General features: G+C 70.5%; 8 protein-coding genes. 7 read left to right on the top strand and 1 reads right to left on the bottom strand.

The window, feature by feature from the left end; translation table 11 throughout:
- The 3 genes from ACGWYJ_RS01260 to ACGWYJ_RS01250 form a co-directional block, all read left to right on the top strand.
- Positions 1 to 854, top strand: an 854-nt coding sequence (locus ACGWYJ_RS01260; protein ID WP_395103584.1) for a carbohydrate ABC transporter permease, incomplete at its 5' end; no start/stop codon positions are given.
- Complete coding sequence (locus tag ACGWYJ_RS01255) at positions 851 to 3,475, top strand: hypothetical protein (RefSeq protein WP_395103583.1); 2,625 nt, start codon at positions 851 to 853, stop codon at positions 3,473 to 3,475. The genes ACGWYJ_RS01260 and ACGWYJ_RS01255, both read left to right, overlap by 4 nt.
- A 30-nt stretch (positions 3,476 to 3,505) precedes the next feature.
- Complete coding sequence (locus ACGWYJ_RS01250; RefSeq protein WP_395103582.1) at positions 3,506 to 5,413, top strand: glycogen debranching N-terminal domain-containing protein; 1,908 nt, start codon at positions 3,506 to 3,508, stop codon at positions 5,411 to 5,413.
- Here ACGWYJ_RS01250 and ACGWYJ_RS01245 read toward each other — a convergent pair.
- Complete coding sequence (locus ACGWYJ_RS01245; RefSeq protein ID WP_395103581.1) at positions 5,382 to 7,796, bottom strand: PEP/pyruvate-binding domain-containing protein; 2,415 nt, start codon at positions 7,794 to 7,796, stop codon at positions 5,382 to 5,384. The genes ACGWYJ_RS01250 and ACGWYJ_RS01245 overlap by 32 nt on opposite strands.
- Before the next feature lie 73 nt (positions 7,797 to 7,869).
- Here ACGWYJ_RS01245 and ACGWYJ_RS01240 point away from each other — a divergent pair, with 73 nt between their 5' ends.
- From ACGWYJ_RS01240 to ACGWYJ_RS01225, 4 genes are all read left to right on the top strand, one after another.
- Positions 7,870 to 8,553, top strand: a complete 684-nt coding sequence (locus ACGWYJ_RS01240) for a TetR/AcrR family transcriptional regulator (RefSeq protein WP_395103580.1) — start codon at positions 7,870 to 7,872, stop codon at positions 8,551 to 8,553.
- 322 nt (positions 8,554 to 8,875) lie between these two features.
- Positions 8,876 to 9,484 (top strand): VOC family protein, encoded by a 609-nt coding sequence (locus ACGWYJ_RS01235; RefSeq protein WP_395103579.1) that lies wholly within the window; start codon positions 8,876 to 8,878, stop codon positions 9,482 to 9,484.
- A gap of 283 nt (positions 9,485 to 9,767) precedes the next feature.
- Positions 9,768 to 10,802 (top strand): hypothetical protein, encoded by a 1,035-nt coding sequence (locus ACGWYJ_RS01230; protein ID WP_395103578.1) that lies wholly within the window; start codon positions 9,768 to 9,770, stop codon positions 10,800 to 10,802.
- 72 nt (positions 10,803 to 10,874) lie between these two features.
- On the top strand, positions 10,875 to 11,966 hold the full coding sequence (locus ACGWYJ_RS01225) for an alpha/beta fold hydrolase (protein ID WP_395103577.1): 1,092 nt from the start codon (positions 10,875 to 10,877) through the stop codon (positions 11,964 to 11,966).
- Positions 11,967 to 12,040 lie beyond the last annotated feature (74 nt).

The raw sequence follows: 12,040 nt of genomic DNA, 5'->3' as shown, positions 1-12,040 counted from the left end.
TCATGGCCAAGCCCGGGCAGTCGTCCGCCGCGTCGTCCGCCCGCCGGATCCTGCCGTACGCGGGGATCGCGGTGGTGGTCGTGTACTGCCTGGCGCCGTTCTACTGGATGGTCGTCTCGGCGTTCCGGCGCCCGCAGGACCAGTTCGACAACTCGCCGCTGCCCGCGGTGTGGTCGATGGAGAACTTCAGCGCCGTGTTCAAGCCCGACGTGGGCTTCGGCCGTGCCCTGGCGAACAGCCTGGTGGTGGCCGGGACCACCACGGTGCTCACGCTGGTGGTGGGCACCTGCACCGCCTACGCGCTGGCGCGGCTGCGGTTCCGCGGCAAGAACCTGGTGCTCGCCGTGGTGATCGCGACCTCGATGTTCCCGACCATCTCGCTGATCGTCCCGCTGCTGAAGCTGTTCACCGACATCGGCTGGATCAACACCTACCAGGCGATGATCCTGCCCAGCCTGTCGTTCGCGCTGCCGCTGGCGGTGTGGAACCTGTCGGTGTTCTTCCGCCAGCTTCCGTTCGAGCTGGAGCAGGCCGCGATGGTGGACGGCTGCACCCGCGGCCAGGCGTTCCGGCGGATCATCATCCCGCTGGCCGCTCCGGGCGTGTTCACCACCGCCATCATCACGTTCATCACCGCGTGGAACGAGTTCATCATCGCGCTGTCGATGGTCAACAAGAAGGAGATGCAGACCGCCACGGTCGCGATCTCCAAGTTCACCGGCGCGTACGGCTTCGACCAGCCGTTCGGCACCCAGATGGCGGCCGGTGTGATCGTCACCGTGCCGCTGGTCGTGGTGGTGCTGATCTTCCAGCGCCGGATCATCGCGGGCCTCACCGCGGGAGGTGTCAAATGAGACCCCCGTCCCTCCGCCATCCCCTCCTGATCGGCACGTCCGCCCTGGTCGTCGCGGCGGGCCTGGCCGCGGCGCCGCTGCGTCCCGCCGAGGCGGGCGCCGCGCCCGGCCCGACCGCCTCGGCGGAGCTCAGCACGACGACCCGGCTGGCCGACCGGCGCTCGGTCGTGATCGGCGACCGGTTCTACGCCATGTCCACGGCCGACGGCCTTTACCCCGCCGCCGGATGGCACATCACCGGCGAGATGGGCGGGTTCTGGACGCCGCCGCTGAAACTGCTCGACGGCCTCTGGTTCGGGCTGGACGGGACGTGGCTCGGCGACGCCAAGGGGAAGGCCAAGGCCGAGCGCCACACGTTCGGGTTCGGGTACACGCGCACCCGGTACGCCGCCGCGAACGGCGTCCGGGTCGAGCGCACGGACGTCGTGCCCGACGGGCTTCGCGCGGGCCTCATCGGGCTCAAGCTCACCTCCGACAAGACCCGGACCGTACGGCTGGACGTCGACGCCCATTCGGAGCTGATGAGCGCCTATCCGTGGGGATGGACGACGCCCGACCAGTCCACCTACAACCTGCCCGACACCGGCTCGTACCAGAACGGGGCGCTGCTGTTCCGCGAGCAGGGCACGCCTCCGGTGGCGAACGCGCCACGGCACGACTTCGCCGCGTACGTCGCCGCCGACCGGAAACCGGTCTGGCACGCGCTCGGGTCCGCGCATCGCGGACCGCAGGACCCGCCCGTCGTGTGCCCGTCCACCGGGACCGCGCCCGACCGCTGCGACGACTCGGCGTTCGGCAAGGGGACCGGTGGGCGGCTCTCGTACGACGTCCGGGTCCCGGCCGGGCGCGGCACGACCGTCTGGGTGGCGGTGGCCGGGTCCGACCGGGGCACGTCCGAGGCGGGCGCCGCGCTGGCCACCGCGCTGCGCGACCCCGCCGGGCTGGCCGCCCGCAAGATCGCGTCCCGGCAGGCGCTGGCCGCGAACACGGTGGTGGACCTGCCCGGCGACCGGCGGCTCCAGCAGAGCATCGAGTGGAGCAAGCAGAACCTCGCCGACTCCGTCCAGGAGGCACGGGACCTGCGGATCCGCGTGACGCGCGAGGGACGGCGGTTCCCCGCGCCGGCGGGGACGGTGAACCGTGCCCGCTGGTACGGCGCGGGCTGGCCCGACTACCCGTGGCTGTTCGGAACGGACGGCGAGTACACCGCGTTCGCGGCCGTGCCCGCCGGGCAGTTCGACGCGATCAAGGCGCATCTGCGGGCGCTGCGCGACACCAGCGAGATCGCCAACGCGCGCAGCGGCAAGGTCGTCCACGAGGTGATCTCGGACGGCTCGGTCTACTTCGGCGCCAACGACGACGCGGGCAACACCGACGAGACGGCCAAGTTCCCCAGCGCCGTCGCGCTGGTGTGGCGGTGGACGGGCGACCGCCGGTTCCTGGACGAGATGTACGGGTTCACCGTCCGCAACATGCGCTTCATCGTGGAGCGCTGGGACGAGGACGGCGACGGCTGGCCCGAAGGGCTGGGCAACGTCGAACGCTCCGGCATGGGCGTGGAGAAGCTCGACAACGCCGTCTACACGATCCGCGGGCTGCGCGACCTCGCCGACATGGCGCGGGCCAAGGGCGACACGGCCACCGTCACGTGGGCCGACGCCCGCGCCGCCGCCATGGAGCGGGACTTCGACCGGACGTGGTGGGCCGGAGGCACCACCGACGGGTTCGCCGAGTCGATCGACGACCCCGCCGACCCGGCCAACGACAACCGCCCGGTCTTCCAGCGCCACTGGACGGGCGTGACGCCCATGGACGCCGTGCTGGTGCGTCCCGGGCAGGTCACGCGTCCGCTGGCGTCCGACGAGCGGGCCGCGGTCGCCCTGGCCAAGCGGGAGGAGCCCTGCTACACGGGCGAGAACGGGTTCTTCCACACCGGCACGGGACCCACCTCGGCCGAGGGCGGGAACCGGGGTCCGTCCTGCGACGACGCCGTCTCCACCGTGCAGAGCGAACGGTCGATCTTCTCGCTCGGCAACGGGGTGATGGCGACCGCCGAGGGCAACCACGGGCGGCTGGCCCAGCAGCGGCGCTACACCGCCGCCAACGCGCGGAGCCAGCTCGATCCCGCGCTGGCGGAGCTGCCGGGCGCGATGCCGGAGATCCTGCCGAGCCCCGACTTCGACCCGCCCAACATCGACCGCAAGCTCACCGACCGTTCCATGGTGCTCCAGGCGTGGGGCGCGTACGGGACGCTCTGGCCGGTGGTCCACCACCAGCTCGGGCTGAGTCCCGACATGGGACGCGGCCGGCTGGAGATCGTGCCACAACTGCCGCCGGGGCAGTCGCGGATCGCGGGCCGCGACATCCGCGTGGGCTCGGGATCGGTCGCGGTCACCGCCGAGGCGTCCGCGCGGACCCTCCGCACGTCCGTGAACCTGCGGGCCGACGGCGCGTCGCTGGTCATCGGCCATGTGCTGCCGCGCGGCGCCCAGGTCAAGGCCGTGACGCTGAACGGCCGGTCCGTCGCCCACAGCCTGCGCCAATCCGCCCGAGGCACGGAGGTCATCGTCCAAGCCGGAACCAGGAGGGGCCAGGCCACGCTCACGATCACCCTTCGCTGACACACCCCACCATCCCGTATCGGAGGTTCCTTGCATCCGCCCCCTCTCCACGAGCACATCACCTGCGTGGCGGCTCCCGCGATCTGGCTTTCGCCGCGCAGCGGGCAGCTCACCGGCGGCGCCGACGGACTGTACGTCGCCGACCGCCGGGTGCTGTCCCGGTTCGTGGTCACCGTCGACGGCGCCGAGCCGGTCCCGGTCGAGACGGTTCCCGACGGCGCGTCCGGCGCGCGTTTCCTGGCCTCGGCCGGGGACGTGTCCGTCGAGCGGATCCGTACGGTCACCCGGGACGGCGGCACCGAGCGGATCGTGCTGCGCAACCGGGGCGAGGCCGCGGTGACCGCGAAGCTGGAGATCACGGCCGCCGCGGACCTGGCCCCGGTCGCCACCGTGCGTTCCGGGGACGGTGCCACGCTGCGCCAACTGGCGCTCGGGGACGGGGTGGAACGTAGCGCGTCGGACGGCTTCCGGGTACGGCTGGACGGCCGTACCCGGGCCGAGCCGTCCCTCGCCCCTGGGGAGTCCTTCACGGCCACGATCACCATCAAGGCGACTCCCCCGCGCACGTCCGGGTTCCGCCCGGCGCCGCCGTCCGCCCCCGCTCCCTGGGCGGACGCCCCTCTCACGGTCGAGTCACCCGACACCGACCTCAACCGCTTGATCGCCCAGGGGGTGGACGACCTCACCGCCCTGCTCCTCGCCGATGGCGACGACCTCTACAGCGCCGCGGGCAGCCCCTGGTACCTGACGCTCTTCGGACGGGACGCGCTCTGGACGGCCCGCCTGGCGCTCCCCCTCGGATACGAGCTCGCCGCCGGTACCCTCCGCGCCCTGGCCCGCCGCCAGGGCACCCGTACCGACCCGGCCACCGAGGAGGAGCCCGGCAAGATCCCGCACGAGCTGCGTCCCGACGACACGACCGGCTGGCTGCCGCCGCTCTACTACGGCACGGTGGACGCGACCCCGCTGTTCGTCGTGACGCTCGCCGAGGCGTGGCGGTGGGGCATGCCGTCCGGCGAGGTCGAGGCCCTGCTCCCGGCGGTGGAACGGGCGCTCGGATGGCTCGGCGGCTTCGACGAGTTCGTGCACTACGTGGGCTCCGCCGAGACCCTCGCCAACCAGGGCTGGAAGGACTCCGCGGACGGCGTCCAGCACGCCGACGGCCGCCTCCCCCGCCCGCCGATCGCGCTGTCCGAAGTGCAGGCGTACGCCTACCAGGCCGCCACGCTGGGCGCGGACCTCCTGGACGCCTTCGGCCGTCCCGGCGCGGACCGCTGGCGTTCCTGGGCCGCGTCCCTCGCCGACCGGTTCCGCTCCCGCTTCTGGCTGGACGGCTACCCGGCGATCGCCCTGGACGGCAACGGCGACCCGGTCGACGGCGTGGCCTCCAACATGGGCCACCTCCTCGGCACCGGACTGCTCACCCCCGACGAGGAGGCCCGGGTCGCCGCCCGGCTTCCCGAGCTCGACTCCGGCTTCGGCCTGCGCACCCTCACCCCGCACGCCGCCGGGTTCGACCCGCTCTCCTACCATCTGGGCTCGGTGTGGCCGCACGACACCGTGATCGCGATTCTCGGCCTGGTCCGTACCGGACACGCCGAGATCGCCGCCCGCCTGGCCCGCGGCCTCGTCGCCGCGGCACCCGCCTTCGGCCACCGCCTCCCCGAACTCTTCGGCGGCCAGGACGCGAGCGAGCCGCCCGTCCCGTACCCCACCGCGTGCAGCCCTCAGGCGTGGGCGGCGGCCGTCTCCCCCGCCCTGGTCACCGCCCTGCTCGGCCTGGACGTCGACATCCCCGAAGGGCGTGTGTCCCTCTCCCCCGTCCCGGGCTTCGGCCCCTTGTCCGTACGCAACATCCGGATCGGCTCCACCCCGCTCTCGGTAGAGGTCGCCCCGGACGGGACCATCACGACGAAGGGCGGGCCACCTCTGGAGTGAGCGTGACCGTCCCCGCGGCGCCGTCGACGCTGATCATCTGCCCGGTCCGGATGCGTTCGGTGGCGCCCGGAACGCAGATCACGGCGGGGATGCCGTACTCCCGCGCCACGGTCGGCCCGTGCGCCATCACCGCGCCGGTCTCGCTGACCAGCCCGCCCGCGGTCAGGAACAGCGGCGTCCAGCCCGGGTCGGTCGTCGGCGCGACGAGGATCTCGCCCGGCTCGATCGACGCGCCCGCCGGGTCGCGGACCACGCGGGCACGGCCGCTGACCCGTCCGGACGCCGCGCCCATGCCGGTGAGCGTGCGGCCGTCCGACGGCGGGGCCGGTAGCAGCGTCTCCACGTCGGTGCCATCGGAGAGCAGGGCGACCGGAACGGTCCGGCGCGGCAGCTCCCGCGCATACTCCGACCGCCGTTCGGCGACCGTCTCGCGCGGATCGTCGCCGCGCTCCACGACCATGCGCAGCTCGGGCATCGTGAGGAACATGACGTCGTCCGCGCGGTCAAGGAGCCCGTCCGCCTGGAGCCGGGCACCGATCGTAAGGAGGCGCCGGCGCCGGTCGCGCAGCGAGTACAGCCCTGCGAACTTCCCCGCCTCGCGCAGTCCGCTCAGCTCCCGGGCCCGGCGCAGGAAGAAGCCCGCGAGCCGACCACGCAACGGCCGCTCGCGGCGGGCCCGCCGGGCCAGCTCGGCGCTCATCGTCTCGGCCCTGGCCGCGGCGCGTTCGAACCGCCTGTCCGGGGCCTGCTCGGGATCGGTGACGCGCAGGTAGTTCGCGAGCATCGCGAACACGGGCGTCGGATCCTCCGACCAGCGCGGTACGCCGACGTCGACCTCGGCGGCGGCCCTGATGCCGTAGGTGTCGAGGAACTCCGTCAGGCCGAAGTCCGGCAGCTCGCCCGCCAGTTGTGCCTTGGCGAGCTCCGCCGGCGGCGTGTGCAGCAGGATCTCGCGGTGGGGCGCGGCGCGCACGGCCACCCGCCAGAGCGCGAGGTCCATCTCGATCGTGACGTTGTACGGCATGCCGCCGAGCACGGTGCGGACCTCGTCCTCGCTCGCGATGCCCTTGAGCAGGGGCGGCAGCGCCGCGGAGACCAGCAGTCCGCTGACGACAGGCCAGACGATCGCGTCGAGGTCGGCGCCCGACCGCGTGGTGTCCTCGACCAGGTCCAGGAGCTCCGCGGTCGTGGACGGGTCGCCGACCGGCCGGCGCCGGAGGCGTTCGATCTCGCCGAACACGCGTTCCCGGGCGGCCGCGGGCCGGGCCAGCGCACGCAGGATCCCGGCCGCCGCCTTCGGCCCCATCGTCAGCGCGGCCGAGCCGCGACGGCGGCGGGGGCCCCGCGCCGGAGCGAACCGCGGGTCGTCCAGCAGGTGCTCCACCACCGCCTGTGCGCGCGGCCCGAAATCGACCGCCATGAGCTTCACCAGCCGCCGCCGGGTGGACGGGTCGCGCATCGCGTCGGTCAGGTCGCCGTACAGCCGCCCGCCGATGTCGACGATCTCGACCGTGAGGCCGAACGAGGCGAGCATGCCCGCGAGCATGGACGTGAGCGCCCACACGCCCATCGGCGTGGCCGGCTGGAGCATGCCCTGAACATGACCGAACTCGACGTAGAGCCGCGGCCCCGGCTTCCCGCTCTCCGGGGGCGCCGGGAACAGTGTGGTGATCGGCCGCGACTGGAGCAGCCACAACGTGCCGTCACGGTCGTAGGCCCACTCGACATCCTGCGGCGCGCCGAGCCGGTGGCCGAGCCGCTCGCCGACCTCGCGAAGCTCCGTCAGCCGGGCCGGGGTGAGACAGCCATGTCGCTCTGGTTCCGTGCCGTCCAGAACGTAGTGGTCGGCCGCCTTCGTCCCGTCCACGACCGCCGTCCCCGGTCCAGGTGCGGCGTCGATGACGAACTCGGCGCGCGAGCCGGTGAGCGGGTTGGCGGTGAACAGCACGCCCGCCACCTCGGCGTCGACCATCCTTTGAACGACGACCGCCATGCGCACGGTGTCGTGCGCGATTCCCGCGGCCTCGCGGTAGGCGATCGCGCGGTCGGTGTGCAGCGAGTCCCAGCACGCACGGATCGCCTTGATCAGGTTCTCGGCGCCCGTGACCGCGAGGTAGGTGTCCTGCTGTCCGGCGAAGCTCGCGTCCGGCAGGTCTTCGGCGGTGGCGCTGGATCGGACCGCGACCGGCCCGCCACCAAGCCGGTCGTACGCCGCGAGCACCTCGGCCCGGGGCACACTGCCGCCGTGGTGGGCCTCGGTCGTGACGCAGAAGCCGTCCGGTACGCGCTCTCCCAGCCGGATCAGCGCGGCGAGGCCGGCGGCCTTCCCGCCCACCAGGTCCCGCCGTTCCGGGTCGATCGCCGCCAGGTCGAGCACATGCATTCCGGACACCTCCTTTTCCAATACGACTGCAATGTATCACATGGCAATACAGTCGCAATGTAAACTGGTCCGCATGCCTCGCAAGGTCGACCATCGCGAACGCCGGGAGCTGCTCGCGGACGCGCTGATGCGACTCGCCGCCACGCGCGGCCTGGAGCAGGTGAGCCTGCGGCACGTGGCGGCCGAGGCGGGGGTCTCGACCGGGATGGTGCAGCACTACTTCCGCACCAAGGACGAGATGATGACGTTCGCGCTCGGCATGGTCATGGACCGGATCCGCGAGCGGTCGGAGTCGCTTCTGGGGGCGGACCCCCAGACCCCCAGGGCTTCGCCCGAAGAACGTTCAGAGTCACTCCTGGGGGCGGACCCCCAGACCCCCAGGGCTCCGGCGACGCCGCTCGAACTCGTCCGCGGTCTGTTGCTGCAGGTGTTGCCGCTCGACGAGACGCGCTGGCTGGAGAACCACGTCGTGCTCGCGTTCCTCGCGTACGCCGCGGTGAAGCCGTCGATCGGCGCGGGGCTGCGCGAGTCCGCCGCGGAGATGCGCATGTTCCTCGCCGACCAGTTGCGAGCGGCCGGAGTGGACGGCATCGATCCGAACCGTGCGGCGGCCGGGCTTCTCGCGCTCGTCGACGGTCTCGGCCTTCAACTGCTGTCCCGGCAGCTCACCGAGGAGGACGCGGTCGCCGCTCTCGACGCCCAGCTCACGCTGATCTTCGGCGACCCTCCCCCTCGAACCGGACGGGCCGGTAGGTGAGGTGGGCCAGGCCGTCGCCGAGGGTCCCAACGTGGACGAGCCGTAGGCATTTCGCGGAGCCGGTCTCCCCGAAGAGGCGCTCGCCCACCCCGAGCACGACCGGGAAGATCACAGCCGTGCGCGCGACTGATCGGACAAGGCAGTCCTTCCCTCATCGCCCGGGGGTCCGCGACATCGGGCGGGAAAGAACATGCCGCTACGTGCTTGGCTGACCGGTGAGCTTGCAGCCCTGCCCGCGGACCCAGAGGTGGCCGGAGAACCACCGCTCCCGACCGTACCCGCGACCCCTTTCCTCGGCAACGGGCCGCCTAGGATCGGCGCCATGGCCGTTCTGGATCATCTCGTGTACGCGGCGCCGGACCTGGAGGCCGCGGTGGAGCGGGTGGCCGAGGCGGTGGGGACCCGGCCGGTCGAGGGCGGACCGCACCTCGGCTTCGGCACCCGCAACTACCTGCTCGGACTCGGCGGGCGCAGCTATCTGGAGATCGTCGGGAAGGATCCCGGCCAGCCCGAGCCCGCCGGCCCCCGCCCGTTCGGCGTCGACGACCTGGAGGCACCCGCGCTGGTCGCCTGGGCGGTGGCGACCACCGACATCGACACGGCGGTGGCGCGAGCCCGGAAGGCGGGGGTCGATCCGGGCGACGCCCACGACATGTCACGCCGCCGCCCGGACGGCACGCTGCTGAAATGGCGGCTCACCCCACCACAACCGGGCGTGCTCCCGTTCCTGATCGACTGGGGCGACACACCCCATCCAACGGAAACGCTGCCGACCGTCCCCCTGCGCTCATTCGAGATCACACACCCGAACCCGGAAACCCTCCGCCCCGAACTGGCAGCCCTAGGCGTCTCACCACCGGTGTCCAAAGGACAACACGAGTCCCTAACAGCCCACCTCCCCGGCCTCACCCTCGAACCCCCACAACCCTGACCCCGCCTCGGCAAGTGACCCGAACAGTCAGGTAACACATTCTCCGGGGACAGCTTTTCATAACCGACCTGACTGTCGGGGACACCTTACGCTTTCCCGGACTCCAGGCCGTCTCCCGTTCAGCGGAAGGCATTCGCCACATCGGCGAGATATCGATCATTAGCCCGGCCGTCCACAGGGCCAAGATCCGAAAGATCGCGCCGGCCGACACCGGGACCGACGCCCCGCACTGTGAATTAATACCACTTGCCCACCATTTTAAATGGTGGTAACATCACGAGTCATGCAATTCGACCAATTCGAGTCGGCGGCCAGGGAAATGGGAAACCATCCACAAGATCATGGATGGCGGGATTTCTTCCGGCTGGTCGGCTACGGACTCGCGGCGTCGTCCGCCGAGTTGCGTCGAATTCTGGAGCGATGTCATGGCGACCAGCCCGTACACAGCGCCACTCACCTGATCAGCCTGATCGGCATCGCGATCAAGACCGTCCGGCCGGACGCGCTTCCCCTGATCTATCGGGCGCCCTCCGTGAAAGAGCGCCTGAAGCTCCTGGAGGAGACGATAGGCGAGCACGGCGACGACATCAGGAGGCTGGTCTCCATGCGGCGCAACTCCTTCACCGGAGCGCGCCGCTTCCTTGTTCCACAGGCCATCCTGAGCTCTTTCTTCACAGGTCACGAGGGCGACGGCATCACCTTCGCCGATTTCGGCACAGGACTGGGAATCCTGCCCCGGCAGCTCAACTGCGAGACCCTCTACCGCACGTTCGCCCCCGACCTCACCTGGGACGAGGGGATCCCCCGGTTCCGGCCGATTCCGCTGCGATCGTCGCTCGGCGTCGACCGTGGCCCGATGCCCGATCTTGAATGGGTGCGCTCATGCTACGGGCTGTCGGACTATTACGACGAACTCTTCTCCGAGCTGACGTTCACTTTGGACGTTCTCGCCGACGAAGGCGGGCAGGTGCGGTTCCACGAGGTGGACCTGGTGGATGACGAGGCGCTGACGGCGTTCCTGCGCGACAATGCCGTGCACGCCGGCAACCTGAGCTATGTGCTCTACGAGATCAGTACGGCGATGCGGACGAAACTGGTGCGGACTCTGCGCGAGGGCCTGCGTCCCCCAGGGCTTCTCATCGTCACCGAACCGCGCGGAGAGCTCACCCGCCAAGGATGCGACGTGCTGGTCTACTGCCGGGATCGGCAGGATCCCTATCGGGTGTGCGCGGTGTCCGACGGCCATTTCAAGGGGAAGGTGACGAGGTTGGAACACTACCGGGAATTCTTTGACCGCCACCCCATGACCTTCGACTGAGAATCAGCGCCCATGCATGGCACCGTGACCCGCCGGAATGGTGAACACGGGCAGCCCGCGACCTCCATGCGCGTGCCTCGCTGGCTCGCCCCCGTGGCGGGCGTCGCCGGAACGATCCTGGGGCTGGCGACGAACCTTTACTCCGAGGAGTTCCGCCGGGCGCTGACGACCTCCGGCCACTGGCTCAGTTCACCGGTCCTGTCCGTGTTGCTGGTCGCGATGGTGGCGAGCGGATCGGCGATCATCCTGTACCGGCTGCTGGTCCGGAGGCAGGTCCTCCACGAGCTCCAGCTCGGCGAGTTCCCGATAGGGACGGACGCGCTGCAGTACATCGAGGACGAGCATGATTCGGTGGTCGGGCGCTCGCTGCATTACCTGGAGGTCAAGCGCGACTCCCCTGAACTGGTCGTCTTCCTGCACGGACTGGGGCTGGACTCCGAGGACTTCCGTCCCTACATGGCCGAAAGCAAATTCCATTGCATCGCGCTCACCATGTTCGGCTTCAACACCGAAGAGCGTGACGACCCGCACTACAAGCCGATCAGCTTGAAGTCGCATCTGCAACTGCTCAGTTACGCCCTCAAGAAGATTCGCGGCGACAACCCAGGGAAGAACATCACCGCGGTCGGCTTCTCCTTCGGCGCCGACGTCCTACTGCTCCTCAAGAGGTACGCCGGGGACCTGGTCGCGGGGCTGGACATCGAGCGCGCCATACTGCTCGATCCCAACGTCAATCATTCGACCACCACCATCTCCTCCAAGGTCGCCGCGCTCACCGCGGCGGACCCACTGGACGAGTTGGTGGGAATCCTCCACTCGGCCCGCGATGTCAACGATCTCGGCTATCTGTGCAACTACCTCAGGAAGATCACCTCGAAGAACCTCGACCAGGTGCGCCGCCATGCCAGCGAGGTCGTGGACACCTGGCGGGTCGACGGCTACGACCAGTTCCTCGATCGGGTCGGTCAACTGACCACCATCGTCGGGGACGTCCACATCATCATGTCGTTCTCCTACGAACAGCAGTTCAACGGCATGGCCAGGGCGGCGCGGGACCGCGGTCTGGACATCAGCAATCTTGACTGCTCCCGCTCAAGCCACTTCGATCTGATCACACCCAGGTTCCTGCGCGATCGCTTGGAGGGGCTTCTCTACGCACCGTGACGCGGCGACATCACCATGACCGAACTTTGCAAGATCGTGTTTCGTCCTACCTGCAACGAGCATCACACCGGAGG

The sequence above is a fragment of the Actinomadura sp. SCN-SB genome (assembly GCF_043906805.1).
Lineage (GTDB): Bacteria > Actinomycetota > Actinomycetes > Streptosporangiales > Streptosporangiaceae > Spirillospora.
Note: the sequence above shows the minus strand (reverse complement) of the source record. Positions and strands in the feature narration are given on the sequence as shown.